This window comes from Lentzea sp. JNUCC 0626 (assembly GCF_043632865.1).
In the GTDB taxonomy this organism is placed as follows: domain Bacteria; phylum Actinomycetota; class Actinomycetes; order Mycobacteriales; family Pseudonocardiaceae; genus Lentzea.
On the sequence record NZ_CP171635.1, the window covers coordinates 8,899,128 to 8,924,197 of the forward strand.

Genomic DNA, 25,070 nt, shown 5'->3' on the forward strand with positions numbered 1-25,070 from the left:
CCCTGGAACGGCTGGACGTGGTAGGTCCCCGCCGGCAACCAATCTGATCATGACTGAGCATCGTCACGCGTCCACGCGTCCCACAGCATCCGGTCCCTGGGTCATCGACACCAGGGACATCGGCCGTCGCGCCGGGTCCAGCCGACCCTTCGTGAAGTCGGTTCCCGCCGAAGGTGTGGGGTTGCTCGGGGTGATCGCGGTGCCCGAGAACGGGGAGGTCGAACTCGACCTCCTGATCGAATCGGTCGTCGAGGGCGTGCTGGTTTCAGGGACCGCGTCCGCCAAGGTCGAAGGTGAGTGCTCGAGGTGCCTCGAGCCGCTCACCGATGAGGTTGAAGTCCGGATCACGGAGCTCTACGCGTGGCCGGACAGCACCACGGACGAGACCACTGATGAAGACGAGATCAGTCGGATCGAGAACGATCTGATCGACCTCGAACCTGTGGTGCGGGACGCCATCGTCCTCGCGTTGCCGCAGGCACCGCTTTGCGAGCCGGACTGCAAGGGGCTTTGCTCCGAGTGTGGTGGCAGGTGGGCGGAGCTCGGGCCCGACCACGGGCATGAGACGATTGACCCTCGGTGGGCCGCGTTGCAAGAGCGGTTCAGCGATGACAACAACGAGGAGAAGTAGTCGTGGCCGTCCCGAAGCGGAAAATGTCGCGTTCGAACACCCGTGCGCGCCGTTCCCAGTGGAAGACGTCTGCCGTGCACCTGGTGGCGTGCTCCAACAAGGCTTGCCGCCAGCCGAAGCCGCAGCACGTCGCCTGCCCGGCCTGTGGTCAGTACGCTGGCCGCCAGGTCGCTCAGCCGGCCTGATCTCCTCGGCGACGTAGTGGGGGGAAAGCCGCCGCGCGCACCGCAAGCGGACCGCGCGGACCTGCTCGAAGCGCTCGGCGTCCACCTGGACGCCGAGCTGCTCGTGCTGTCGCTCACCCACCGGTCTTACGCCTACGAGAACGGCGGCTTGCCGCCGAACGAGCGTCTTGAGTTCCTGGGAGACGCGGTACTGGGGCTGGTCGTCACCGACCACCTCTACCGCACCCATCCCGACCTTCCCGAAGGTCAGCTCGCGAAGCTCCGCGCCAGCGTGGTCAACATGCACGCGCTGGCCGGCGTCGCGCGCAATCTCGGTGAAGGCGGGCTCGGTGCACACCTGTTGCTCGGTCGCGGCGAAGAGCTGACCGGCGGCAGGGACAAGGCGAGCATTCTCGCTGACGGTCTCGAGGCCGTCATCGGTGCGGTGTACCTGCAGTTCGGTATTGATACCGCACGAACGTTCGTTCACCGGCTGTTCGATCCGCTCTTGGCCAAAGCTCCGCTTTTGGGTGCTGGACTGGACTGGAAGACAAGCCTGCAGGAGCTCACCGCTCAAGCCAGCCTCGGCGTCCCGGAGTACCGCGTGGACGACCAGGGGCCGGACCACCGCAAGGAGTTCACCGCAACGGTGCTCGTCGGTGGCCAGCCTTACGGCAAGGGTGATGGGCGCACCAAGAAGGAAGCCGAGCAGAAAGCCGCTGAAGCGGCTTATCATGTTCTGTCGGAACGGGTCAAGGCCGAGCAGGAGTCGGTCGTGGCCAAGAACGGACAGAATGGCGCCTCGGTGACGCCAGGGACCGCCCCAACCGAGGAAGACTGAGACCGCAATGTATGCGACCAGGAACCGCACGAACCGCCGCACCCGCACCGTCCGCGGGCCGGTGAACACCTCCCGCAGCGGAGGAATCCAGGGACTTGTGCTGGTCAGGGACACGAGCCGCGCGGGTGTGTGGGTGCTCAAGCCCACCAAGCCGCAGGCCGCCGTGATCGAGGCGCAGCCCGTCGACGAGGGCAAGTCCGAAGCCTGACGTGCCCGAACTCCCAGAGGTCGAGGTAGTACGCCTCGGCCTCGAAGCCCACGTCGCCGGCCGGGTCATCTCCTCGGTAGAGGTGCTGCACCCACGTGCCATCCGCCGGCACGACCTGGGCTCCCAGGACTTCGTCGCGCGCCTGTCTGGCCAGCCCATGGCGGCAGCCAGGCGACGCGGCAAGTACCTCTGGGTAGAACTGGCCGACAAAGCCGCCATGCTCGCGCACCTGGGCATGAGCGGCCAAATGCTGGTCCAACCCTCGTCCACCCCAGACGAGAAGCATCTGCGTGTCCGCTTCCAGTTCGCAGACGGCGGCCCAGAACTACGCTTCGTAGACCAACGAACCTTCGGCGGCCTAGCCTTGGCCGAACTGGTAGAGGTCGACGGCACCCTGGTCCCCGACTCGGTAGCGCACATCGCACGAGACCCGATGGACCCGCTCTTCTCCCGTGATGCTGCCGTGCGCGCGTTGCGCCTGCGTCACACGGAGATCAAACGCGCGCTCCTGGACCAAACCCTCGTCTCCGGCATCGGCAACATCTACGCCGACGAGGCCCTCTGGCGCGCGAAACTCCACGGCACCCGCATGACGGACAAACTCACCAAGGCCAAGGCCGCCGAACTGCTGGACCACGCCACAGACGTGATGCAGGAGGCCCTGGGCCAGGGCGGCACGTCCTTCGACGCCTTGTACGTCAACATCAACGGCCAGTCCGGCTACTTCGACCGCTCGCTGAACGCCTACGGCCAGGAAAACAGGCCGTGCAAGCGCTGCGGAGCGTCGATGATCCGAGAGCCGTTCATGAACCGCTCCTCGTACTCCTGCCCGCGCTGCCAACCGCGCCCGAGGTAGAGCACCCGGCGAGCGCCGAACAAACCGCAGTCGCGAACGCAAGGCGACCACCGCCCAAGCCCGGCGCGCGCACTCAACCGGCGGCCACCAACACAAGCCCACCACCTACGAGTCCTGGCGTGCGATGCGAAGCGAGCCCGAACGGGCTGATCACCTCTGGGTAGCGGTTGCGCCGTTCTTGGCGATTGGGGCTTGGCCTTGAGGGGCTGGATGCCAACCTGTCCGGTCCGGCCGGGGTGTACTACTCCCCGGCTTTTGAAGGCCGCGAATGCATCCAGCTAGAGGCTCAAGGTCAAGCCCACCCAACAGAACGCAACCAACCCCGCCCCAACAGGCGCCAGACTCACCAAACGAGACCCAAGCGGGCGAAACGCAACGCACCACACGCCCGAAACGTCCCCCATGCATGGCCCTGACGTGCCAAAACCCGCGAACCACCCTCACAAGGCCCAACGCATTAGACAGTACTGTGCGATGCGTAGTAGTGTCCAAGCCGCAACAGTGCTGATCCCTGAAGAGGGAGGCCTGCTTGGTGATCGAAATGGGCTCCGCCGATTTCGATCACCAAGCAGGCGGGCGGGAGGGGCCATGGACACGAGTCAGCTGCTCAAGGGGGTGCTGGACCTGGCCGTCCTTGCGGTACTGCGCAAGGACGACGGGTACGGCTACGACGTGGTGCGCAGACTGCGCGCCGGGGGACTGAACGAAGTGGGCGACGCGTCGGTGTACGGCACGCTGCGGCGGCTCTACAACGCGGGGATGCTGACCTCGTACGTGGTGCCGAGCGAAGAGGGCCCGCACCGCAAGTACTACAGCATCAACGAGACCGGGCGGGCGCGCCTGGCTGAGTCGAGGGAGACGTGGAGGTCGTTCGCCAGCACGTTGGACGGCCTGCTCGAGGAGGTCGCAGCATGAACACGCAAGCGCTCGGGGTCGAGCACTACCTGGCTGGGATGCGTGCCGCCCTCGACGATCTGCCGCCCAACGAGGTCGCCGAGATCATGGAGGACGTCGAGGCGCACGTCGTCGAGTTGTCCACCGAGCTCGGGGAGAACGAGACGCTCGAGCAGCGGCTCGGCTCGCCGGAGCAGTACGCGCAGGAACTCCGGCAGGCCGCCGGGTATCCGGGCCGGACGGAGCGGTTGCCGGTCACGACGAAGCAGCAGTGGCTGACCAGGCCGCGGGCTGCCGCGTGGGGGCTCGCCGTCGCCACCGGCATCACGTTGCTCGCGGGTGCGGCGGCGTTGCGGGAGCCGGTGGTGCTGTTGTTCCCCGCGGTGATCCTGGCGCTCAGTCTCGCGCTGGTGAACGACCGGGGGCCGGCGCAGCAGGAGATCATGAACCTGCCGGAGACGCAGCGGCTCAAGAAGTGGCTCACGCCGGAGGAGGGCACGCCTGCGGAACGGGCGTTGACCTACCTGCGGTCGTTGCAGCCCGCGTGGTGGCTGGCTCGGGCCGGGTTGCTCGGGCTCGGGGCCGTGTTGCTGGCCGGGCGCGACATCCTCGGGTTCCTCGTGATCGCCGCGGTCGCCGTGGTGTCGGTGTTCGCCGGGCCGCGCGCCAAGGTCGACCGGCGGTGGTTGTGGTTCAGCCTGCCGGCCTCGGCGCTGGCGGTGGGGCTGCTGGTCCAGGTCATCGATGTCACGGCGAACCAGCTCGCGTACAACACGTCGCGGTCGTCGTACTCGCCGCCGGTCATGGAGTCGTACGAGAACATCTACGCGTACGACGAGAACGGCAAGTTGCTCACGAACGTGCTGCTGTACGACCAGGACGGCCAGCCCATCAACGCGCAGCGGTCCTACAACAGCTGTGACACCAACACCAACGGTCCTGAGCCGGTGATTCCCGCTAACCGCTATCCGCGACCGAAGATCGACTACGAAAACGGTGTTTGTTACACCGTGGCACCGGGCGTATCCGCTCCGTCATCAACGGAGAGCACAACGCCGTCCACTTCGTCGTCCACTTCTGGAAGCGCAACTCCGAGCTCGGTGCCACCTACTTCCGTGTCACCCAGCAAGTAAATCCTGGAGCGGGACCCGTCGGGGGGTCCCGCTCCTACTTGTTCTCCTGCGGGTCGGCCAGGTGGCGCAAAACCGGCATGGCCGAGCGCAGGTGTTCTCTGTCTTCTGGCGAAAGTTCGGACATTCTTTCACTCAATAGTTCGGCTTCGCCGTGAGCGAGCGACAGGATCGTCTCGCGACCGACTTCGGTGAGCACGACTATGGTCGCCCTGCCGTCGGCCGCATCCGGCTCGCGACGGACGAGCCCGGTGGACTCCAGGCTGGTCACGACGGTTGTGGCGGTGGGCTGCGAACACAGCGCGCGCACCGCGATCTCGCCGATCCGCATCGGGCCGTGGGCGCTCAGTTCTGACAGCACCAATAACTGGGTGGGTTGCAAACGACGGGCCGGAGCGGCCTGTCGAAGACTTCGCACCAGCCGGTGCACGGCCACCACGAGTTGAAGTGCCTCGTGGTTGGTGACGGTGGTGGGCATCGTTTCTCCGCGCGCATGTGATTGTCCGAATTCGGACACGAACCCTGGCACTTTCCCTCATTCACGCTCCGCGCGCTATCCGCCAACTGCCGATAACCCATTCGGCCGTTGTGGTGACGCGGGGTGTCACGGCGTGCGTCCGACACACTTAAATGTGCTGGTAAACGGCGTAAAAAGCGCAGTGAAGCTCACTCGAACGGGCGCCGGGCTGAAGCATGATTCAACGAGACAGATCTCCTGTCAGAACTGTGGGAAGGCGCACTTGTTTAGCCGTGTGGCGCAGCGCGTACCCCCGAACGGCGCACGAGGTGCCGGGGGCAGACTGGTCCGGTGAGTCCGAAACCCAGACGTGGCGAGCTCCGCATCCACCTCGGCGCCGCTCCCGGCGTCGGCAAGACGTTCGCCATGCTCGGCGAGGCGCACCGCAGGCGGGAACGCGGCACCGACGTCGTCATCGGATTTGTCGAGGCTCACGGCCGGGCGAAGACCGCTGAACTGGTCGAAGGACTGGAAATCGTCGCTCGCAGGCACTCCGCGCACCGCGGCGTGGAACTCAGCGAGATGGACGTGGACGCCGTGCTGGCCCGTGCGCCGCAGGTCGCCGTGGTCGACGAACTCGCCCACACGAACGCGCCGGGTTCGCGTAATGCAAAGAGATGGCAGGACGTCGAGGAACTCCTCGAAGCCGGGATAGATGTGCTGTCGACAGTCAACATTCAGCACCTGGAATCCCTCAACGACGTCGTCCAGCGCATAACGGGCGTACCGCAGCGGGAAACGGTGCCGGACGAAGTCGTGCGCAAAGCGAACCAAATCCAGCTGGTCGACCTGACGCCCGAAGCGTTGCGGCGCAGGCTCGCGCACGGCGACGTCTACGCCGCGCACAAGATCGACGCCGCGCTCGGCAACTACTTCCGCCTCGGAAACCTCACCGCGCTGCGCGAGCTCGCTTTGTTGTGGGTCGCCGATCAGGTCGACGTGGGGTTGCTGCGCTACCGGACCGAGCAGCAGATCACCGACACGTGGGAGACGCGCGAACGTGTCGTCGTCGCCATCACCGGTGGCGCGGAGAGCGAGACGCTCATCCGGCGAGCGCGTCGCATCGCCACGCGCGCGGGTGGCGACCTTCTGGTCGTGCACGTCCTACGCGGCGATGGCCTCGCAGGTGCTGATCCGCACTCACTGCAGAAGTACCGCAAGCTGGCTGACGACGTAGGTGCCACGTTCCACACCGTTGTGGGCGATGACGTGCCCACGGCGCTGCTGGAGTTCTCACGGGGCGTCAACGCCACACAGCTCGTGGTCGGTACCTCGCGCCGTTCGCGGCTCGCGCGCGTGTTCTCCACGGGGATCGGCTCCACGGTCGTGCAGGAGTCGGGGGCGATAGACGTCCACATGGTCACGCACCCGGCGACGACCGCCGGCTGGCGTGCGCGGTTCGCGGGCAGCCCGCTGCGGCCGAGCAGGCTCGCCTGGGGCTGGTTCCTCGCTGTGGCCGGTCCGGCGCTGGTCACGGTCGCCGGCGCGTCGCTGCGCAGCGGCCTGAACTTCTCCACGAACGTCATCGGCTACCTGCTGGTGACGCTGGTCGTGGCCATCGTGGGCGGGCTCGGTCCCGCGATCGCCGCCGCGTTGATCAACGCGTTGCTGCTGAACTTCTTCTTCACCGAGCCCATCCACACGTTCACGATCAACGCGCAGCAGAACGTGCTGACCTTCATCGCGATGATCATCGTGGGCGTCAGCACGGCGTTGGTGGTGGACCGCGCTGCCCGCCGTGCGACCCAGGCAGCGCGCGCTCGCACCGAGGCCACGCTCCTCGCGTCGTACGCACACACCGTGCTGACGAACCCCCAACCGCTCGCACGGCTGTTGGAGAAGGTGCAGGAGAACTTCGGCCTCACGTCCGTGGCGCTCCTTGAACGCGTGGACGGCGCTTGGGAACGCGTCGCGTGCGTCGGCATCGGCCCGTGCGCCGAACCCGACGACGCGGACGTCGACATCGCCGTGAACGAGGACGTGCACCTGGCGCTGCGCGGCCGTTCGCTGCCCGCGTCCGACCGCCGCGTGCTGGAGGCGGCGGCGGGCCAGGCGTTGCTCGCGTTGAGGCAACAGCGAATGGCCGAGCAGACCCTCGAAGCCCAACGCCAGGCGTCGCGCACCGAACTGCGCACGGCGTTGCTCTCGGCCGTCGGTCACGACCTGCGCACACCGCTGACCTCGATCAAGGCATCCGTGGGCTCGCTGCGCGACGAGGAACTGACCTTGTCGGCCGAGGACACCGCCGAACTGCTGGAGGCCGTCGAGGAGTCCGCGGACCGCCTGACCGGTCTCGTCGACAACCTGCTCGACTCGTCCCGCCTGGCCACCGGCGCCGTGGAGCCGCAGTTCCGCGCCGTCGGCTACTACGAGGCGGTCGCCCGCGCGCTGAGCGGCCTGACCGGCGACATCGAGGTGGACGTCCCGGAATCGCTCCCACCCGTCCGCGCCGACGTGGGCCTGCTCGAACGAGTCATCGCGAACGTCGTGGGCAACGCGCTGCGCTATGCGGGCGCTGTGGCGTTGCGCGCCTCCGCCCACGGCAACGAGGTGGAGCTGCGCGTCGTCGACCACGGCCGAGGCCTGCCCGCCGGCACCGCGAACGAGGTGTTCGCCCCGTTCCAGCGCCTGGGCGACCGCACGCCGGGTGGCGTTGGTCTCGGTCTGAGCGTGGCGAAGGGCTTCACCGAGGCGATGGGAGGCACGATCACCATGGAGGACACCCCCGGCGGCGGCCTCACCGTGGTGCTGGCCCTCCCCGCAGATGAGAGGATCGCGTGACAAAAGTACTGGTGGTCGACGACGAGCCGCAGATCGTCCGAGCCCTGCGGATCAACCTCGCCGCCCGCGGCTACGAGGTCCTCACGGCCTTCGACGGTGCCACGGCCTTAAGGCTCGCGGTCGACGACAAACCGGACGTGGTGGTCCTCGACCTGGGCCTGCCCGACATGGACGGCACGGACGTCATCGCAGGCCTGCGGGGCTGGACGACCATGCCGATCATCGTCCTGTCCGCCAGGACCGACTCGGCCGACAAGGTCGACGCCCTCGACGCCGGCGCCGACGACTACGTGACAAAACCGTTCGGAATGGATGAACTGCTGGCCCGCCTGCGCGCCGCGGTCCGCCGTTCCGCCGTCACCGGCCCGGAGGACGAGCCGGTCGTGCAGACCGCTTCGTTCACCGTCGACCTCGCGGCCAAGCGCGTGCTGAAGGACGGCACCGAGGTGCACCTCACGCCGACCGAGTGGGGCCTGCTGGAGGTGCTGGCGCGCAACGCGGGCAAGCTCGTGGCGCAGAAGCAGCTGCTGCGCGAGGTGTGGGGCCCCGCGTACGACAAGGAGACGCACTACCTGCGGGTGTACCTGGCGCAGCTGCGGCGCAAGCTGGAACCGGAGCCCGCGCGGCCGCGGCACCTGCTGACGGAGCCCGGGATGGGCTACCGGTTCGAGCTGTGACCGACCCGCTCGCAGTGCTGGCCCGCGAGATCGGGTGCACCGCCGACCTGACGTCCGAGCACGGCCGGTGGGAGCTCTACCGCGACTCGTTCGACTCGTTGGACCTGCTGTACCCGGCATTGGCGCCAGACGACTGCGCGGTGCGCCGCAGCCGGGAGATCGGGGTGTGGCGGCGGGCGGCGGATCTGGTGCCGACCGAGTTCGACCTGCCGGGGTGGTCGGACTGGCTGCAACTGAGGCTCGCGCACGTGCCGTCTCGCGCACTGCTGACGGCTCTGGCGGAAGGTGGCCGCACGGAGCGCATCCGCCGGTTCGCCGCCGCCACGCTGAAGGCCTAGGGCTTCGGGTCCGGCGGCGGCGTGCTCGACGTCGAGGACGCCGGCGGCTCGGTCGACGAGGGCGGGGTCGACGGCGTCGAGGACGGCGGCTCCGTGTGGGACGGCGGCGTGCTCGGCGGCTGCGTCTGGGTCGGCTGCGTCGGGTCCGGGGTTTGTTGCGGCTGGTCCGGCGTGCCCTGCTTCGGCTGGTCCTGCGGCGGCGCTGCCTGCTTGTTGCGGTCCGGCTTGGCCGCGGGCTTGGTGACACCGGAGGACACCGTCACCACGACGGTGCTGGTGGTGCCGTCGGGCGCGACGCTGGTGATGGTCTGGACGACGTCTGACGACGTGCGTTCCGGGGCTGCCTCACGGCCGGAGGCGGCCAGCATGGAGGCCACGGTGGCGAACAGGGTCGCCACGACCACTCCGCCCGCCGCCAGCATCACGGCCGTGCCCTTGCGCTTCTTGCGCTGGGTCGGTTCTGGTGACTGCGGATGATCTTCCTCGAACACACCCATCTCCTCGTGGGAAACCCGGTCGGATGGACTTGCGTTCGAGTTATCGGCGGAAACGAACCAAAGCCTCAGCAGAGCCACACCTTCGTGTAGCCCTGCGTCACAAGGCGGTGACTGGCGTAACTCTAGGAGTTGCCGGTCGTTGTGGTCGTGCTCGACCCGGCGGTGGTGGTGGTCGTCGTGGTCGTCGTCGTAGTGGTCGTGGTGTCCTTCGTCGTCGTGGTGGTCGACGTGACGACGGGCGGCGGTTCCTCGGTCGTGACCGTGGTGGTGGTGCCGTCAGGACGTGTGATGGTCGTGACTCGCGTCTTCTTCGTGGTGGTCGTCGTCGAGGACGGCGTCGTCGTCTCCACGGTCGACGTCTGCTCCACGGTGGACGACGGTGCGGAGGTCGGCACGATGCTCAGGGCATCGCGGCCGATCTCCTTGCGCGGCTGCTGGGTCGACGGCGCCTCCGAGGCGCTGTCGGAGCTTGCGGCGAAGGAGGCGACTGCGGCGAAGACGGTCGCCAGCACCACGCCTGAAGCGGCGAGGACGACCTGCGGCGCTCCTCGGCGCAAGCGCGAGCGCGAGTCCGGTTCCGGGCTCTCGTACACGAAGTTTCCCCTGCTCGAACGGTCAGCGGCCGAAGTTCTGGGTCCAGTAGTTGCCGCGGGTGTCCAGCCCCACGCCCATCGTGGTGAAGCTGCAGTTCTCGATGTTCTCCCGGTGACCGGTGGACTTCATCCACCCGTCGACCACGGCGGCGGCGTCCCGGTAGCCCATCGCGATGTTCTCGCCGCCCGGCTTCGGATAGCCGGCCTCGCGCATGCGGACGTCGAACGTCCTGCCGTCCTGCGAGGTGTGCGAGAAGTACTTCTTGTTCGCCATGTCCGTGCTGTGGGCCTGCGCGGCGGTCGTGACGCGGTCGTCGATCACGAGGGCCTTGCATCCTGCTGCGGCACGGGCGTCGTTCACGAGGGCGAGCACGGCCTGTTCGGGCGTCTGGCCCGTGGGGGGCTTCGGCGTCTCGACGGGCGGCTTCGGCGCCTCGGGCGGCGTCGTTGTGGTGGTGGGCGCCTCGGAGGAGGAGGGCGCGGAAGAAGGCGTTGACGGAGTCGTGGTGGTGGGGACCGAAGACGACTCGGAGGTGACGGGGCCGCCAGTGGCGTTCTCGGACGGCTGTCCGTTGGGTGCTGCTGCGTTGCCGGTGCCGAACTGGTTCGCTGCGTCCTCGGCGGTCTCCTGCTGGGCGGCGTTGGTGAAGCTGATGCCGAGAGGAGAGGTACCGGTGACGGCGAGGCCGCCGATACCGGTTGCACCGATCAGCAGGCCGAGTAAGAGGCTGCGGGCACTCACGGGTCGGGACCGTACCACTAATGGGTGACAACCCCAGAGTGCGTCTTCGGTCACCTGGGGTGACTGCGGGACCATTCGGAGGTGGACGTACGACTGAACGCGTGGGTGCGGGGACGGGTGCAGGGCGTGGGTTTTCGCTGGTGGACGCGAGCCCGAGCGCTGGAACTGGGCCTGGTCGGGAGTGCTTCGAACAGGCCTGACGGACGAGTCGAGGTCGTTGCCGAGGGTCCCCGGGAGAAGTGTGAACAACTGCTGAATGCTCTCCGTTCGGGTGAGACCCCGGGCGCCGTCGAATCTGTCGGTGAGCAGTGGTCGGCCGCCAGGGGCGACCTGACCGGGTTCATCGAGCGCTGAACCGTTTTCAGAGCAACGGCGTAGTAGGGGATCGTGGACTCCTCAGAAGAAGTCCTCATCCAGCTGTACGAGCGCTGGAGGGGCCCGCTGCTGCACTACGTGCTGCGGCTGGTCGACGGCGACTACCAGCAGGCAGAGGACGTCGTGCAGGAGACATTGCTCCGCGCGTGGCGGAACTACGAGGATCTGAAACCGGACGACGCGGCACCGTGGCTCTACACGGTCGCGAAGAACCTGGTGATCTCCGGATACCGCCGCCGCAACGCACGCGCGACCGAGGTGCCGCTCGAACCGGTGGATCTCCCGCCGGTCAGCGACCAGGTCGAACACGTGCTGCAGACGTGGCAGATCGCGTCGGCGCTGAGGGCGCTCACGCCTGAGCACCGGACGGTCGTCATCGAGCTGTACTACCGCCGCCGCACCGTCGCGGAGGCCGCCAAGACGCTCGGCATCCCGCCGGGCACGGTCAAGTCGCGCTGCTTCTACGCACTGCGGGCGCTGCGCGACGCACTGGAGGAGAGAGGGGTGACCGAGGCGTGAGCTGCCAGCACACCGTCGACGTCGGCGCCTACCTCTTCGGCTCGCTCGACCTCAAGGAACGAGCCGCGTTCGAACGTCATCTCGCCGACTGCGACTGCTGTCAGGCCGAGATGCTGCGGCTGGCCCCGCTGCCGGGGCTGCTCGGCCGCCTGACCCTGGAGGACGTCGAGAACCTCGACGAGATCCCGGCCCTGCCACCCGCCCCGAAACGCGACCGTCGCGTGCTCATCGCGTGCGCGGCCGTCCTGGTGCTGTTCGCGCTGGCCGGAGGCAGTTTCTTCCTGACCCAGCCGCAGCAGCCCGTCGCGGCACCACCGTCGACGACCTCGCAGCCGCCCGCACCGCCGAAGTGGAGTGCGAAGGACGCGGCGACCGGCGTGAACGGCGAGGCCGAGATGGTCTCGAAGTCGTGGGGCACCGAGATGTGGTTCAAGCTCGGCGAGGTCAAGCCGGGCGCGCGCTGCAAGGTGATCGTGTTCGACCGGCAGGGACAGCGCGAGATCGGCGGCTGGTGGGGGTCCGATCACGCCCCTGACGAGCGGATTCCCGGTTCCACGTCGTTCCGCGTCGATCAGATCGACCGGCTGGAGGTGTCGGACGAGAGCGGGCTTTTGGTCACTCTCCGTCCATAGAAACGCAGGTCACCTGCCGCCTCCCGCATCACCCGCAAGCGTTTGGGTACTCTGCCCGGCGTGCATCTCAAGAGCCTGACGCTGAAGGGCTTCAAGTCCTTCGCCTCGGCTACCACGCTGCGCTTCGAGCCCGGCATCACCTGTGTGGTCGGCCCCAACGGGTCCGGCAAGTCCAATGTGCTCGACGCGCTGCGCTGGGTGATGGGCACGCAGGGTGCCAAGGACCTGCGCGGCGGCAAGATGGAGGACGTCATCTTCGCCGGCACGTCCGGCCGCGCGCCGCTCGGCCGCGCCGAGGTGACGCTGACGATCGACAACGCCGACGGCATGCTGCCGATCGACTACACCGAGGTGTCGATCACCCGCCGCATGTTCCGCGAGGGCGCCACCGAGTACGAGATCAACGGCAACTCGTGCCGCCTGATGGACATCCAGGAACTGCTGTCGGACTCCGGCATCGGCCGCGAGATGCACGTGATCGTCGGTCAGGGCCAGCTCGCCGCGATCCTCGAGTCCAAGCCGGAGGAACGCCGCGCGTTCATCGAAGAGGCCGCCGGCGTCCTGAAACACCGCAAGCGCAAGGAAAAGGCGCTGCGCAAGCTCGAGGCGATGCAGGCGAACCTGACGCGCCTCACCGACCTCACCGCCGAACTGCGCCGCCAGCTCAAGCCGCTCGGCAAGCAGGCCGAGATCGCCCGCCGCGCGCAGGTCGTCCAGTCCGAACTCCGAGACAGCAAGCTGCGCCTGCTCGCCGACGACCTGGTGACGCAACGGGAAGCCATCGCGCAGGAGGAGCACGACGAGGCGAAGGCCCGGGTTCGCCGCGCCGAGGTCGAGAAGTCGTTGCAGGCAGCGCAGTACCAGCAGAACGAGCTCGAGGAACGGGTCGCCGCCGACTCGCCGAAGCTCCAGGCCGCGCAGGACACCTGGTACCGGCTGTCCGCTTTGGAGGAACGTCTCCGCGGCACGGTCCGGCTCGCCGCCGAACGCGCCCGGCACCTGTCCGACGTGGTGGACGCTCCCAACCGGGGCCGCGACCCCGACGACCTCGACCGCGAGGCCGAGGAGACCGCCGAGATGGAGCTGGAGCTCCAGGAAGGCGTCACCGAGGCCCGCATCGCGCTCGCCGAAGCCGTGGAGACGCGCGCCGAGCTGGAGCGCATGGTCTCGCAGGCGGAGAAGGCGCACATCGCCGCCGTCCGCGCGATCGCCGACCGCCGCGAGGGCCTCGCCAGGCTCTCCGGCCAGGTGGAAGCGTTGCGCAGCAAGACGAACGCGACCGCCGAGGAGATCGAACGCCTGTCCGGCACGCTCGCCGAAGCCTCCGAACGCGTCGAGTTCGCGTCGATCGAACTGGCCGAGGCGCAGGCCGTCACCGGCTACGAGGACGAGGGCGACAACGACCTCGACGAACGCCACCGGCACGCCGTGCAGTCCAACGACGCCGCACGCCAGCGCGTCGAGGAACTCGTGAAGGCCGAACGCACCGCGGAACGCGACATCGCGTCGTGGCGCGCCCGCGTGGATGCGCTCTCACTGGGCCTCACGCGCAAGGACGGGGCGGGCGCCCTGCTCGCGTCGGACGTGCCGGGCCTGCTGGGTTCCGTCGCCGCGTTGCTGACCGTCGAACCGGGCTTCGAGGTCGCGCTCGCCGCCGCCCTCGGTCCGATCGCCGACGCCGTCGCGGTGTCGTCCGGCGACGGTGCGCTCGCGGCCCTGAAGCTGTTGAAGGAGAAGGACGCCGGACGCGCGGGCGTGCTGATCGGCTCCTACGGGTCCACTGTGGACACGAGTCAGTGGGGTCACCTGCCGTACGGCGCGCGCTGGGCCATCGACGTCGTGCACGCCCCTGAGGCCTTGCGCCCGGCCCTGGCCCGAGCCCTCGATCGCCTTGCAGTGGTGGAGGATCTCGACTCCGCGGCCCGGTTCCACGGCCGCGCGGTCACCAGGGAGGGCGACCTCTTCGGCACGGACTGGGCCATCGGCGGCTCGGGTGCACAGGGCCAGAGCGTCATCGAGGTCCAGGCCGCCGTCGACGAGGCCCAGGAGCAGCTCGCCACCGCCGAACGGGCGCTGGAGCACGCGACCGCCGCCCTCGAAGGCGCCCGCGCCGAGCAGCAGGCCCGTCGCAAGGTGCTCGACACCGTCAAGGAAGCCGTGCAGGAGGCCAAGGTCCGCCAGGCGCGGTCCGGCGAACGCCTCAACCGCATGGTCGCCGCCGTCCGGTCCGCCGAGGCCGAGGTCAGCCGCATCAGCGACCAGCGCGCCAAGGTCGAGCAGTCCCGCGAGGACGCCCTGATGAAGCTGGGCGAGCTCGAAGAGCGGCTGCTGATGGCCGAAGAAGAGCAGACGATGGACGACGAGCCGGACACCGAGCAGCGCGACGCGCTGGCCGCGGAACTGGCTCAGGCGCGTCAGGGCGAGATGGACGCGCGTCTGGTGCAACGCACCGCGGAAGAGCGCGCACGGGCCGTACAGGGAAAGGCAGAGGGCCTGCGTCGTGCCGCACGCGCTGAGCGTGAGGCTCGCGAACGGCACGCACGCGCCACCGCCCACCGTGCGCGCGGTGCCGTCGTCGCGAAGGCCGTCGCCCGGGGCGGCGAACAGGCGTTGGAACGCATCGAGATCTCGCTCGCCCGCGCCGCCCGCGAACGCGACCTCGCCCAGGAACGCCGCCAGCAGCACGAACTCCTGCTCACCCAGGTGCGCAACGTCGTCCGCGAGATGTCCGGCGAGCTGGAGAAGCTCGTCGACGCCGTGCACCGCGACGAGGTGCTCAGGGCCGAGCAGCGCATGCGCATCGAGCAGCTGGAAACGAAGATCGCCGAGGACTTCGGCATCGGCCTCGAGGACCTCACCAACGAGTACGGCCCGGACGTCATGGTGCCCGCGTCCGCCGCCGAGATGCACGAGTACCAGGCGGCCAAGGAACGCGGCGAGCAGGTCTCCGAGCCGCAGCCGATGCCGTACGACCGCGACACCCAGGCCCGCCGCGCCAAGCGCGCCGAACGCGACCTCTCGTTGCTGGGCAAGGTGAACCCGCTCGCGCTGGAGGAGTTCGCCGCGCTGGAGGAGCGCTACAAGTTCCTCTCCACGCAGCTCGAGGACATCAAGGACACCCGCCGCGACCTGCTCACCGTCGTGAAGGAGGTCGACGACAAGATCCTCGAGGTCTTCTCGCTGGCCTACGAGGACGTGGCGCGCGAGTTCGAGATCGTCTTCAAGGTCCTGTTCCCCGGCGGCGACGGACGGCTCGTGCTGACCGAGCCCGACGACATGCTGACCACCGGCATCGAGCTGGAGGCCCGCCCGCCCGGCAAGAAGGTCAAGCGCCTGTCGCTGCTCTCCGGTGGCGAGAAGTCGCTGGCCGCCGTCGCGATGCTGGTCGCGATCTTCCGCGCCCGCCCCTCACCGTTCTACGTCATGGACGAGGTCGAGGCGGCGCTGGACGACACGAACCTGCACCGGCTGATCGGCCTGTTCCAGCAGCTGCGGGACCGTTCGCAGCTGCTGATCATCACGCACCAGAAGCCGACCATGGAGATCGCGGACGCGCTCTACGGCGTCTCGATGCGCGGTGACGGCATCTCGCAGGTGATCTCGCAGCGGCTGCGCACGACGGCGGACGAGCCGGCCCGTGCGGAGAAGCCCGCGGCGACTGCGGAACCTGAAGCCGAAGCGCCGGAGCCGGCGAGCGAAGAGAGCTGAGAGGGCAGCCGGGACGGTGCCTGGGGGGCTTGAACCAGCCCCGGCCGCGGCCTCTGCACAGGCTGCGTCAGCGCGGTGCCCTGCCTCTGCGAAGAGGGAGGTCCCCCATGCCACCGTGCGGACGCAACCCGGCGCCCTGAGCGGGTGAGATCCCCCAGTTCAATCTCACCCACTCCAGGTGCGCACCGGTCACTGTGCCGGACCGACCTTGTGAAAACCTTGTATCGCCTGGTCAGGCGCCGCGAGCGTCCAACGCGGCTGCTTCCTCGGGCGTGGGCGCGGTGCCGCCGAGGTGCGCGGGAGCCCACCAGGCGCCCGGCTCGGTCGGGTAGTCGCGCTGGGCGACGTCGAGGAGGTCCTGCATCCGCTTGCGCAGCAGGTCGTCGCCGGAGTCGCCGGGGGAGGCCTCGAACGGCTCGCCGATGAGGATCGTGATCGGCACGTGCCGCTGGGTCAGGTCCTTGGGACGGCCCTTGGTCCACAGCCGCTGCGTGCCCCACAACGCGACGGGGATGAGCGGAACGCCGGCCTCGTGCGCCAGGCGGTTCGCGCCGGACTTGATGTCCTTGACCGTGAACGAGCGGCTGATCGTGGCCTCGGGGAAGATCCCGACGACCTCGCCGGTGCGGAGCGCGGACAGGGCCTGCTGGTAGGAGGCCTGGCCCGCGCTCCGGTCGACGGGGATGTGGTGCATGCCGCGCATGAGCGGGCCTGCGATCTTGTTGGCGAAGATCTCGTGCTTCGCCATGAACCGCGTGAGGCGCCCCGAGGGACGCGCGCCGTAGCCCGCGAAGATGAAGTCGAGGTAACTGACGTGGTTCGACGCCAGCACGGCTCCACCCGTGCGCGGGACGTGGTGCGCCCCCTCCACGGTGATCCGCAGGTCGAGCACCTTGAACATGAGCTGCGCTGCGGCGATCACCGGGGGATATACGCGATCCGACATGCTTCCGAACGGTAGCCTAGAAAAGCTACTGACCGGTAGGCGCCCCTTCGTGTTCTCGCATGATCTTGGGCACGCCCGCCAGATCCTCTTCGTTGCACAGCAACTTGAGGTCGTAGTACGGGTTGCCGTGGGTGTCGTCGTAGTCGAGATGGACCGCGATCACGTCCACGGGTTCGCCCAGCCAGTCCTGGGTCTGCCGCAACCAGGCAGCAGCGCGTTCCAGAGCTGACGGAAGATCATCGTCTCGGAATTCGACCGGCCGGTAGGGAACTCCCTGGACACCGTCCCGGTTGTTCGCCGGCAAGGGCAGGTCGACGGCCACCCCGGATTCGTTGAGATCGAGTTGGATCGTTTCCTCACTCACCGTAGAAGAGTCCCCCACCCTCACCTGGCCTGCAAGCCCGAATATGGGTGTCGTGCCCGACCGTGCGGCGGCATACCAGTGCGCGCGGGCACGGCGGTGTGAGTGTTGTCTCCCACGTCAGCGGGCGCTTTTGAGGAACGCGATGTCGCGCTTGACCTTCGTGATCCGGTCGTGAGTCGGCACGAGCACCCTGGCCAGCGCCGACTGGAGCAAGTCCAGCTCCTGCGCGGCACCTTCGGGATCACCCGCCTGGTAGCGCAGGTTCGCGAGCAGCTGCCTGGTTTCCAGGACCTCGTCGTGCTCAGGACCGTGCACCCGGACGAGGTCGCCCAGCAGTGGTGCGCAGACCTCGACGGCCTTCCTGAACTGCTTCGCGGTGCCGAGGACCTTCGCGAGCGTCAGCCGGACACCGAGCGTGCGGGGGTCGTCCGCGCCCACTTCGCTCACGTGGTCCCTGGCGAGAACGCGGAACTCGGCAGCGGCGCCGCGGAAGTCTCCGGCGTGCGCCTTGGCCTCGGCCGCGGCTGTGCGGACGGCCAGTTCTTCTGACGACACCGTTGCCATTTTACCGGGCCGCGAGACCGTTACCTGAGAGCCGGGAAAACTCCCTCGCGTCGAACGGCCGTGCGAGTGACCATTCCTTCTATGTACGACATCCGTTTCGCCGAACCTGGCGACCTCGGCGCCACGATGGCGCTGCTGGTCCGGCTCCAGGCCGACAACGCGCATCACATCGGGTACCTCGGTGAGACAGTCGAAGAGCTCCGCGCGGAGCTCGGCGAGTTCGAGCCCAGCTGGGCCGACTGCACGGTGGTGGCCGTCGACGCCGACGACAACATCACCGGCATGCTCAGCGTGGAGATCGACGCCGAGCTCGGCCGTGCGTGGCTGCACGGACCGTTCGTCGACGTCCCGGTCAACCACCCGGCGGGCAGCCGCATCTGGGACCAGACCGCCGACGCGCTGTTCCGCCGCGCCACCGAGCTCCTCACCGGCATCACCGACCTCGAGCTCTACGGGCACACAGCCCACCGGCGGCTGGCGGCGTTCGCCGAGAGGCACGCCTTCAGCGCCGGCAAAGCCAGCGCCATCCACATACTCGACAACGGGGACCTGCGTACGTTGCTGCTGAGGGACGCCAAGTGCCCCAGCGAACGCGAGATGCGCGTCCTCCCGACTGATCGGTTCGTGCACGAGGCCGTCGCGGTCCTGCACGAGCGATGTTTCCCCCGCACGTACCTGTCCGGGAAACAACTCGTCGAATCCGATCCGAAAGCCCGCACGGTCGTCGTCGCGATGGACGGCGAACGCGTGCTCGGGTACGCCGCGGGCAAGGCGCAGCCCGAGGAGTACTACGTCGACTTCGTGGCCGTCGAACCCGACGTCCGCGGCCAGGGCGTCGGCGTCGCCCTCGTCACCGAACTGCTCTGGAAGCTCGCGGCCGAGCACGGGGCTCGACCGCAGGCCGCCGCATCGATCTACGCGGGCAACGAGTCGTCGCAGAACATGTTCGCCCGCCTAGGTTTCCGACTTCACATCGAGCTCGTCTCGTACCGGCACACCGCGTGAATGACGTAGTGAGAGCAACCCACCCACCAGCAAGGTGACCGCCACCCCCAGGGGCGTGTTCCACCAGCCGGTCAAGGACTTCAGGTCGGCAGTCGCCTTCCCGAAGTTGATCGTCGGAGTGCTGCCGGCGAACTTGACCCCGAGAATCACGAAACCGACGACCAGCACCGTCGCCACGAACGCGATGATCGCGTCCAGCTGCGTGACGCGCTTGAAGACGAGGCCGAGGAGGAAGGCCCCCAACAGCGCGCCGTAGGTGTACCCGGCGATGCCCAGCGCCTGCACCACGATCGGATCCGCCGTGGTCTTGTTCGAGGAGGCGAACAGACCCGCGCAGACGATCAGCAGACCCGCCCACACGAGGGTCCAGATCCGGCCGTGGCGCAGGCGTTCGTCGTCGGTCATCGGCGTCCTGCGGACGCGTTCGTAGACGTCCGTGACGGTGCTTGAGGCCAAGGCGCCCAACGACGACGAGAGCGCGGCCGCGAGGATGCCGGCGATCACGAACCCGGACAGGCCCGACGGCAGCTCGTTGACGATGAAGTAGCCGAAGAGCTCGTCCTTGTTGCCGAGCTTGAGGTCCTTCACCGGGTCGACCCCGTTGTAGAAGGCCCACATCATCACGCCGATGAACAGGAAGAACGCGAACTGCAGGAACACCACGAACCCGGAGGCGATCAACGCCTTCTGGGCGGACTTCACGTCCTTCGTGGACATCAGCCGCTGCACGATCAACTGGTCCGCGCCGTGCGAGGCCATCGACAGCAGCGCGCCGCCGAAGAACGCCGCGACGAACGGGTAGGCGCCGGTCAGCGGGGACGAGGTGAAGTCGAAGACCTGGAACTTGTCGACGTCGGTGGCCTTCGCCAGCCAGCCGTCGGGAAGTTCGCTCGACAGCCACCAGATCACGACCAGGCCGCCCAGGACGTACCAGAGCATCTGGATGGCGTCGACCCACACGACCGCGCGCACACCGCCGAAGAAGCTGTAGAACACCATCGCGATGCCGAGCACCAGGATGATCGTCCAGTACCCGGCGTTGATGCCGTACTGGGCGAGCACGAGCTTGATCGGGATGGCCGTCGCGAAGAGCCGGATGCCGTCCGCGAGCAGGCGCGTGAAGAGGAACGTCACCGACGCCGTCGCGCGCATGCCGTTGCCGTACCGCTTGCCCAGGAACGCATACGCCGTGACGAGGTCACCGGCGATGTAGCGCGGCAGCAGCACGAAGCTCACGACGATGCGTCCGACGATGTAGCCGAGCGCCAGCGTCAGGTACGTCATGCCGCCTTGCGCGGGCGTCGCCACGTACGCGATCACCGGCACGCTCAGCACCGTGAGCGTCGAGGTCTCCGCCGAGACGACGCTCAGACACACCACCCACCACGAGATGCGCTTCTCGCTGACGAAGTAGTCGGTGGACGACTTCTGCCTGCCGCCGATCCACATGCCGAGCAACGGCATCCCGACGAGGAACAGGGCGATGATCGCGAGGTCTAGTCCGCGCATTTCGGGTCCCCCACAGTCAGCTTGGTCGGTGCGTTGGTGACGGGTTCGGGCATCCGCAGCGGGCCGGCGCCGGGCGTGATGCTGCCGAGCAGCCGCGGCCCCGACGCGCCGGTCGCGGACGGCGTGTTGCCCGCGATCCCGTGCCACGTCAGGAATCCGAGCAACGCGGCCAGGTAGGCCTCCTTGCCGTCGCGCGGCAGGCCCAGGGAGTCGCTGATCCGCAACGGGATCGGGTCCAGAGCGGCTTCGAGTGCCTGGACCAGCACCGGGTTGCGCATGCCGCCGCCGGACGCGACGACCGTGCTCGCGTCGTGCGCGCGGCAGGCGTCGGCGATGGTGCGGGCGGTGAGTTCGACGAGCGTCCGGAGCATGTCCTCGGCCTGGACCGTGGGGAAGCCCTGGAGGTACTCGGCGTTGAAGAGCTCCTTGCCCGTCGACTTGGGCCAGGGCTTGGCGTAGTACGGGTCGGCGAGGAGCTTCTTGAGCACGTCCTCCCGGACCGCGCCCCTGCTCGCGAACTCGCCGTTGGTGTCCTGGCGACGTTCACCGTGGGAGAGGACCTCCATGACGGCGTCCATCAGCGCGTTGCCCGGCCCTGTGTCGTAGGCGATCGGGGGCGTGCCGGGTCTGACGACGGTGATGTTCGCGATGCCGCCGATGTTGAGCGCCACGGCGTTGTCCTGCATGCCCGCGAGCCACAACGCGTCGAGCGTGCTCGCCAGCGGTGCGCCGTGGCCCCCTGCGGCCACGTCCCGCACCCGCAGGTCCGCGATCACGGGCACGCCCGTGCGTTCGGCGATCCAGGCGGGCTGGCCGAGCTGCAACGTGCCGAGGCAGTCGCCGTCCTGCACCTCGTGGTGCACGGTCTGCCCGAGCGAGCAGATCAGGTCCGCCGGCAGGTACCCGGCGGCGACTTCACCGAAAGCCTGCCCGAGCGACGTGTCGAAGGCGCACACTTCAGCGAGGTCCTGAGGCTTGGCCAACAGGTCCTTCGGGAACGGGTGCTCGGCGCACTGCACCGGCACGAGCTCGACGACGTCGCCCACGATCGACAGGTCGGCGACGGCGACGTCGATGCCGTCCATCGACGTGCCGGAAATCAGTCCGATCACCCTCACGACGTGTGGTCTATTCCACACCGTGGCCAGGCGCAAGAGCTTTGGTGAAATCTTCGCCTAATTGAGCAGTACATGGTTGACAGGTCACATCAGCGTCTGTGAAACCATGAGCCCGTGTCGACGTCCTCCCTTGTCCTGATCCTCGTCGTCGTGGCGGTCGTGCTGATCGCCGCGCTGGTGACCGGTGTGGTGCTGACGCGTCGCCGTCGCATCAGCCTGACCCAGAAGGAGGAGACGCCGAAGCCCGGCGGCTACCAGGTGGAGTCGGGGATCTCGTTCACCCCGGCCGCCCCTGACGCCGTCGTCGAGGCCGTGGTCGTGCCGCCGGTGGAGCACCCGGTGGTCGATCGGACCGAGGTGGACGGGCAGCCGGGCGTCGGCGACGACGCCTCCGTGCCGCGCGACTCGGTGAAGCGCGGCTTCGTCGAGGTCGACCTGCCCGTCGAGGCGTCCGAGGTCGAGGAGATCGAACCGACCGCGGGCCGTCTCGAACGGCTGCGCGGCAAGCTCTCGAAGTCGCGCAACGCGTTCGGCACGTCGTTGCTGGGCCTCCTGGGCGCCGGTGACCTGGACGAGGACTCGTGGCAGGACGTCGAGGACACGCTGCTGATCGCCGACCTCGGCGCGGCCACCACGTCCGACATCGTGGCGACGCTGCGGTCGAAGATCGTCGGGTCGGGCGTGCGGACCGAGGCCGAGGCCCAGGCCCTGCTGCGCGGCGTGCTGGTCGACGCGCTGGGCCCGAAGATGGACCGCTCGTTGAAGGCGTTGCCGCACGAGGGCAAGCCCGCCGTGTTGTTGGTGGTGGGCGTCAACGGCGTCGGCAAGACGACGACGACCGGCAAGCTCGCGCGTGTGTTGGTCGCTGACGGCCGCACGGTGTTGCTCGGCGCGGCAGACACGTTCCGTGCCGCTGCCGCCGACCAGTTGGAGACGTGGGGCAAGCGGGTCGGTGCGGAGACCGTGCGCGGGCCGGAGGGTGGTGACCCCGCCTCCGTTGCTTTTGATGCCGTGAAGCGCGGCATGGACGCCGGTGTCGACACGGTGCTGATCGACACCGCCGGCCGCCTGCACACCAAGGTCGGGCTCATGGACGAGCTCGGCAAGGTGAAGCGCGTGGTCGAGAAGCAGGCCGCGGTCGACGAGGTGCTGCTGGTGCTGGACGCCACCACCGGGCAGAACGGCCTGACGCAGGCGCGCGTGTTCGCCGAGCAGGTCGACATCACCGGCATCGTGCTGACCAAGCTGGACGGCACGGCCAAGGGCGGCATCGTGTTCCAGGTGCAGCGCGAACTCGGCGTGCCGGTGAAGCTGGTCGGCCTCGGTGAGGGCGCCGACCACCTGGCTCCGTTCGAGCCCGGCGCGTTCGTCGACGCCCTGCTGGGATAGGCCCTAAGCCGCGATCCGAGCGCTCGCCTGCACGAAGGTGCGGATCGACGACGTCACGTAGTCGATCATCTCTTCGGTCAACTGCGGGTGCGTGCCGAGCCAGAACGTGCGCTCGGTGATCAGGTCGCTGTTCGCGAGCGATCCCGACACGCGGTGCTCGACGTCGCGGTACTCGGGCCGGCGCAGCAGGGTGCCGCCGACCAGCCGCGTCGCGATCTTGCGGTCGTCCAGGAACCGCACGAGGTCGGTGCGGGAGAACGGCATCGACGGGTCGAGCGTGAGCAGGAAGCCGGACCAGGCCGGGTCGCTGTGCTCGGTGGCGACCGGCAGGACCAGCCCCGGCACGTCTTCGAGCCCGTCGCGCAGCAGCTGCCAGTTGCGGCGGCGGGCGTCGGCGAAGCGGTCGAGCTTGCCGAGTTGCGTCACGCCCAGCGCGGCGTTGAGGTCGGTGGACTTCAGGTTGTGGCGCAGGGACTCCATCACCCCCGCGAGTCTCGGGTTCGACGTGACGCACGCGCCGCCGTCGCCGGTCGTGATGTGGTGGGCCGGGGAGAAGCCGAGCGTCGAGACGTCGCCGAACGTGCCGGTGAGCCGGCCGTTCAGGGTCGACCCGAGGCCGTCGCGGTTGTCCTCGACCAGCCACAGGTTGCGGTCGCGGGCGAGGCGGGCGATCGCGGCCGCGTCGAACGGGTTGCCGAGCGTGTGGGCGAGCGCGATCGCCTTGGTGCGCGGGCCGATCGCGGCCTCGATCGCCTCGGCCGTGGCGTTGCAGGTGCCCAGTTCGACGTCGACGAAGACGGGCACGAGTCCGTTCTGGATGATCGGGATCACGATCGTGGGGGAGCCCGCCGCCGCCGTGATCACCTCGTCGCCCGCCTGGAGCGCGCGGTCGCCGAGGACCGGTGAGGTCAGCGAGCTGATCGCGACCAGGTTCGCGCTGGCGCCCGAGTTCACCGTCAACGCCTTGCGCAGCCCCAGTTTCCGCGCGATGCCGGACTCGAACTCGCGGGTGTGCGCGCCCGCGACGACTTTCAGGCCGAGCGCGGCCCGCACGAGGGCCACCCGGTCCTCGGCGTCGACCACCGCGCCGCCGGTGAGCACCGGCGTCTGGCCGGGCACGAACCTCGTCTCCTGCTCGGAGGCTCGGTGGTAGGCCAGGGTGGCGGCCAGGACGACTTCCTCGGCACTCATGCGGGCGCTCCCTCCGGGATCTTCATGCCGGAAGACCGTAAAGTGACGTGCGCCACTGCCCGGTAACTGCGGGTGGTACCGCTCTCACATGGCGAAACGCCAGGTCAGCTGGTGGCGGCCTGATCGGCCAGGCGCTTTGCCACGGCCAGCACCTCGGGCAGGATCCGGCGCACCGCGTCCTTGGTGAGCCGTCCCTCCGGACCGGACACCGACACCGCGGCGAGCGTCGGCCCGCCGATCACCGGCACCGCGATGCACCGCACCCCGAGCTCCTGCTCCGACTCGTCCAGCGCGAACCCGCGTTCGGCGATCTCGTCCAGCGAGTCGAGCAGTTCGGAGGCGTCCGTGATCGTGTTCGAGGTGTAGGCGGGCAGACCGGTGCGTTCCAGCAGAGCGCGCACATCGGAGCGTGGCAGCTGCGACAGCATCGCCTTGCCCACGCCCGTGCCGTGAGGCAGCAAGCGTCGGCCAACCTCGGTGAACATGCGCATCGAGTGCTTCGACGGCACCTGCGCCACGTAGACGACCTCGTCGCCGTCCAGCACGGCCAGGTTCGCCGTCTCCTCCACCGAGTCGACCAGCTGGGACAACAGCGGGCGGGCCCACGTGCCGTACTGGCGGGAGGCCGTCTCGCCGAGGCGGATCAGCCGCGAGCCGAGGGTGTAGCGGCGGTTGCTGTTCTGCCTCACATAGCCCAGCGTGACAAGGGTGCGGATGAGGCGGTGGATCGTGGGCAGGGGTAGGCCGGAGGTCGCGGCCAGCTCCGACAGCGATGCTTCTCCGCCCGCGTCTGCCAGGCGTTCCAGCAGGTCGAAGGCTCTTTGCAGGGACTGCACGCCACCTGTGGACACGTGCGGCTCCTCCCGTTGCAGTTCCGCAAT

The 25,070-nt window shown here is 68.5% G+C and carries 27 protein-coding genes; 16 read left to right on the plus strand and 11 right to left on the minus strand.

The window, feature by feature from the left end:
* The first annotated feature begins 49 nt into the window (after positions 1-49).
* From JNUCC0626_RS41685 to JNUCC0626_RS41715, 7 genes are all read left to right on the plus strand, one after another.
* Complete coding sequence (locus JNUCC0626_RS41685) at positions 50-631, plus strand: YceD family protein (protein WP_394616146.1); 582 nt, start codon at positions 50-52, stop codon at positions 629-631.
* Between the two features lie 2 nt (positions 632-633).
* Positions 634-816 (plus strand): 50S ribosomal protein L32, encoded by a 183-nt coding sequence (rpmF, locus tag JNUCC0626_RS41690; RefSeq protein ID WP_030467958.1) that lies wholly within the window; start codon positions 634-636, stop codon positions 814-816.
* A 16-nt stretch (positions 817-832) separates the two neighbouring features.
* Positions 833-1,636: a ribonuclease III gene (gene rnc / locus JNUCC0626_RS41695; protein WP_394622212.1), complete on the plus strand. Its 804-nt coding sequence runs from the start codon at positions 833-835 to the stop codon at positions 1,634-1,636.
* Positions 1,637-1,643: 7 nt separating this feature from the next.
* Positions 1,644-1,844 carry a hypothetical protein gene (locus JNUCC0626_RS41700; protein ID WP_030467960.1) on the plus strand — a complete coding sequence of 67 codons (201 nt, stop codon included), beginning with the start codon at positions 1,644-1,646 and terminating at the stop codon, positions 1,842-1,844.
* Position 1,845: 1 nt separating this feature from the next.
* On the plus strand, positions 1,846-2,700 hold the full coding sequence (gene mutM, locus JNUCC0626_RS41705) for a bifunctional DNA-formamidopyrimidine glycosylase/DNA-(apurinic or apyrimidinic site) lyase (RefSeq protein WP_394616147.1): 855 nt from the start codon (positions 1,846-1,848) through the stop codon (positions 2,698-2,700).
* A gap of 588 nt (positions 2,701-3,288) precedes the next feature.
* A complete protein-coding gene (locus JNUCC0626_RS41710; RefSeq protein WP_089917641.1) occupies positions 3,289-3,615 on the plus strand; it encodes a PadR family transcriptional regulator in 327 nt (108 codons plus the stop codon).
* Positions 3,612-4,727: a DUF1700 domain-containing protein gene (locus tag JNUCC0626_RS41715; protein ID WP_394616148.1), complete on the plus strand. Its 1,116-nt coding sequence runs from the start codon at positions 3,612-3,614 to the stop codon at positions 4,725-4,727. Before JNUCC0626_RS41710 ends, JNUCC0626_RS41715 begins: the two co-directional genes overlap by 4 nt.
* Positions 4,728-4,761: 34 nt before the next feature.
* Here the strand turns inward: JNUCC0626_RS41715 and JNUCC0626_RS41720 are convergent, their stop codons facing one another.
* On the minus strand, positions 4,762-5,202 hold the full coding sequence (locus JNUCC0626_RS41720; protein WP_090095422.1) for a MarR family winged helix-turn-helix transcriptional regulator: 441 nt from the start codon (positions 5,200-5,202) through the stop codon (positions 4,762-4,764).
* Between the two features lie 330 nt (positions 5,203-5,532).
* On the opposite strand from JNUCC0626_RS41720, the gene JNUCC0626_RS41725 reads away from it, so the two are divergent.
* Genes JNUCC0626_RS41725 through JNUCC0626_RS41735 form a run of 3 tightly spaced genes read left to right on the plus strand, consistent with a single transcriptional unit; the run spans position 5,533 to position 9,037 of the window.
* A complete protein-coding gene (locus JNUCC0626_RS41725; RefSeq protein WP_394616149.1) occupies positions 5,533-8,022 on the plus strand; it encodes a sensor histidine kinase in 2,490 nt (829 codons plus the stop codon).
* Positions 8,019-8,699, plus strand: coding sequence for a response regulator (locus JNUCC0626_RS41730; RefSeq protein WP_394616150.1), 681 nt, complete (start codon positions 8,019-8,021; stop codon positions 8,697-8,699). Before JNUCC0626_RS41725 ends, JNUCC0626_RS41730 begins: the two co-directional genes overlap by 4 nt.
* Entirely contained in the window at positions 8,696-9,037 is a 342-nt protein-coding gene (locus JNUCC0626_RS41735; protein ID WP_394616151.1) for a hypothetical protein, read from the plus strand. The genes JNUCC0626_RS41730 and JNUCC0626_RS41735 overlap by 4 nt, the downstream gene beginning before the upstream one ends.
* On the opposite strand, the gene JNUCC0626_RS41740 is transcribed toward JNUCC0626_RS41735, so the two are convergent.
* The 3 genes from JNUCC0626_RS41740 to JNUCC0626_RS41750 all read right to left on the minus strand — a co-directional run bounded on the left by JNUCC0626_RS41740 (position 9,034) and on the right by JNUCC0626_RS41750 (position 10,869).
* Entirely contained in the window at positions 9,034-9,528 is a 495-nt protein-coding gene (locus tag JNUCC0626_RS41740) for a hypothetical protein (protein WP_394616152.1), read from the minus strand. The two genes, JNUCC0626_RS41735 and JNUCC0626_RS41740, sit on opposite strands and share 4 nt — an antisense overlap.
* Positions 9,529-9,656: 128 nt before the next feature.
* The gene (locus tag JNUCC0626_RS41745; RefSeq protein ID WP_394616153.1) at positions 9,657-10,127 is read right to left on the minus strand and encodes a hypothetical protein; all 471 of its coding nucleotides are present in this window, start codon (positions 10,125-10,127) and stop codon (positions 9,657-9,659) included.
* A gap of 22 nt (positions 10,128-10,149) precedes the next feature.
* Positions 10,150-10,869, minus strand: coding sequence for a CAP domain-containing protein (locus JNUCC0626_RS41750; RefSeq protein WP_394616154.1), 720 nt, complete (start codon positions 10,867-10,869; stop codon positions 10,150-10,152).
* 63 nt (positions 10,870-10,932) lie between these two features.
* On the opposite strand from JNUCC0626_RS41750, the gene JNUCC0626_RS41755 reads away from it, so the two are divergent.
* Genes JNUCC0626_RS41755 through smc form a run of 4 tightly spaced genes read left to right on the plus strand, consistent with a single transcriptional unit; the run spans position 10,933 to position 16,103 of the window.
* Positions 10,933-11,223 (plus strand): acylphosphatase, encoded by a 291-nt coding sequence (locus tag JNUCC0626_RS41755; RefSeq protein ID WP_394622213.1) that lies wholly within the window; start codon positions 10,933-10,935, stop codon positions 11,221-11,223.
* Between the two features lie 33 nt (positions 11,224-11,256).
* Entirely contained in the window at positions 11,257-11,763 is a 507-nt protein-coding gene (locus JNUCC0626_RS41760; RefSeq protein ID WP_394616155.1) for a sigma-70 family RNA polymerase sigma factor, read from the plus strand.
* Complete coding sequence (locus JNUCC0626_RS41765) at positions 11,760-12,395, plus strand: anti-sigma factor family protein (RefSeq protein ID WP_394616156.1); 636 nt, start codon at positions 11,760-11,762, stop codon at positions 12,393-12,395. The genes JNUCC0626_RS41760 and JNUCC0626_RS41765 overlap by 4 nt, the downstream gene beginning before the upstream one ends.
* Before the next feature lie 60 nt (positions 12,396-12,455).
* Positions 12,456-16,103: a chromosome segregation protein SMC gene (smc, locus tag JNUCC0626_RS41770; RefSeq protein ID WP_394616157.1), complete on the plus strand. Its 3,648-nt coding sequence runs from the start codon at positions 12,456-12,458 to the stop codon at positions 16,101-16,103.
* 232 nt (positions 16,104-16,335) lie between these two features.
* On the opposite strand, the gene JNUCC0626_RS41775 is transcribed toward smc, so the two are convergent.
* The 3 genes from JNUCC0626_RS41775 to JNUCC0626_RS41785 form a co-directional block, all read right to left on the minus strand.
* Positions 16,336-17,049: a lysophospholipid acyltransferase family protein gene (locus JNUCC0626_RS41775; protein ID WP_394616158.1), complete on the minus strand. Its 714-nt coding sequence runs from the start codon at positions 17,047-17,049 to the stop codon at positions 16,336-16,338.
* A gap of 25 nt (positions 17,050-17,074) precedes the next feature.
* Entirely contained in the window at positions 17,075-17,413 is a 339-nt protein-coding gene (locus JNUCC0626_RS41780; RefSeq protein WP_394616159.1) for a hypothetical protein, read from the minus strand.
* A 117-nt stretch (positions 17,414-17,530) separates the two neighbouring features.
* Positions 17,531-17,968, minus strand: a complete 438-nt coding sequence (locus JNUCC0626_RS41785) for a hypothetical protein (RefSeq protein WP_394616160.1) — start codon at positions 17,966-17,968, stop codon at positions 17,531-17,533.
* Positions 17,969-18,058: 90 nt separating this feature from the next.
* Here JNUCC0626_RS41785 and JNUCC0626_RS41790 point away from each other — a divergent pair, with 90 nt between their 5' ends.
* Positions 18,059-18,982 carry a GNAT family N-acetyltransferase gene (locus tag JNUCC0626_RS41790; protein WP_394616161.1) on the plus strand — a complete coding sequence of 308 codons (924 nt, stop codon included), beginning with the start codon at positions 18,059-18,061 and terminating at the stop codon, positions 18,980-18,982.
* Here the strand turns inward: JNUCC0626_RS41790 and JNUCC0626_RS41795 are convergent.
* Positions 18,932-20,491: a sodium:solute symporter gene (locus JNUCC0626_RS41795; RefSeq protein ID WP_394616162.1), complete on the minus strand. Its 1,560-nt coding sequence runs from the start codon at positions 20,489-20,491 to the stop codon at positions 18,932-18,934. The two genes, JNUCC0626_RS41790 and JNUCC0626_RS41795, sit on opposite strands and share 51 nt — an antisense overlap.
* The gene (locus JNUCC0626_RS41800; protein ID WP_394622214.1) at positions 20,479-21,603 is read right to left on the minus strand and encodes an anhydro-N-acetylmuramic acid kinase; all 1,125 of its coding nucleotides are present in this window, start codon (positions 21,601-21,603) and stop codon (positions 20,479-20,481) included. Before JNUCC0626_RS41800 ends, JNUCC0626_RS41795 begins: the two co-directional genes overlap by 13 nt.
* 120 nt (positions 21,604-21,723) lie before the next feature.
* Between JNUCC0626_RS41800 and ftsY the strand changes: the two genes are divergently transcribed.
* Positions 21,724-22,998, plus strand: coding sequence for a signal recognition particle-docking protein FtsY (gene ftsY, locus JNUCC0626_RS41805; protein ID WP_394616163.1), 1,275 nt, complete (start codon positions 21,724-21,726; stop codon positions 22,996-22,998).
* A 3-nt stretch (positions 22,999-23,001) separates the two neighbouring features.
* On the opposite strand, the gene JNUCC0626_RS41810 is transcribed toward ftsY, so the two are convergent.
* Positions 23,002-24,189: a DegT/DnrJ/EryC1/StrS family aminotransferase gene (locus JNUCC0626_RS41810; protein WP_394616164.1), complete on the minus strand. Its 1,188-nt coding sequence runs from the start codon at positions 24,187-24,189 to the stop codon at positions 23,002-23,004.
* Positions 24,190-24,293: 104 nt separating this feature from the next.
* Positions 24,294-25,040: an IclR family transcriptional regulator gene (locus JNUCC0626_RS41815; RefSeq protein ID WP_394616165.1), complete on the minus strand. Its 747-nt coding sequence runs from the start codon at positions 25,038-25,040 to the stop codon at positions 24,294-24,296.
* Positions 25,041-25,070: the final 30 nt, after the last annotated feature.

Excerpts from the sequence above, each read along its gene's own strand:
- JNUCC0626_RS41685 (WP_394616146.1), top strand. The coding sequence starts at position 50 with ATGACTGAGCATCGTCACGCGTCCACGCGTCCCACAGCATCCGGTCCC.
- JNUCC0626_RS41700 (WP_030467960.1), top strand. The coding sequence starts at position 1,644 with ATGTATGCGACCAGGAACCGCACGAACCGCCGCACCCGCACCGTCCGC.
- JNUCC0626_RS41710 (WP_089917641.1), top strand. The coding sequence starts at position 3,289 with ATGGACACGAGTCAGCTGCTCAAGGGGGTGCTGGACCTGGCCGTCCTT.
- JNUCC0626_RS41715 (WP_394616148.1), top strand. The coding sequence starts at position 3,612 with ATGAACACGCAAGCGCTCGGGGTCGAGCACTACCTGGCTGGGATGCGT.
- JNUCC0626_RS41720 (WP_090095422.1), bottom strand. The coding sequence starts at position 5,202 with ATGCCCACCACCGTCACCAACCACGAGGCACTTCAACTCGTGGTGGCC.
- JNUCC0626_RS41775 (WP_394616158.1), bottom strand. The coding sequence starts at position 17,049 with ATGTCGGATCGCGTATATCCCCCGGTGATCGCCGCAGCGCAGCTCATG.
- JNUCC0626_RS41790 (WP_394616161.1), top strand. The coding sequence starts at position 18,059 with ATGTACGACATCCGTTTCGCCGAACCTGGCGACCTCGGCGCCACGATG.
- JNUCC0626_RS41795 (WP_394616162.1), bottom strand. The coding sequence starts at position 20,491 with ATGCGCGGACTAGACCTCGCGATCATCGCCCTGTTCCTCGTCGGGATG.
- JNUCC0626_RS41810 (WP_394616164.1), bottom strand. The coding sequence starts at position 24,189 with ATGAGTGCCGAGGAAGTCGTCCTGGCCGCCACCCTGGCCTACCACCGA.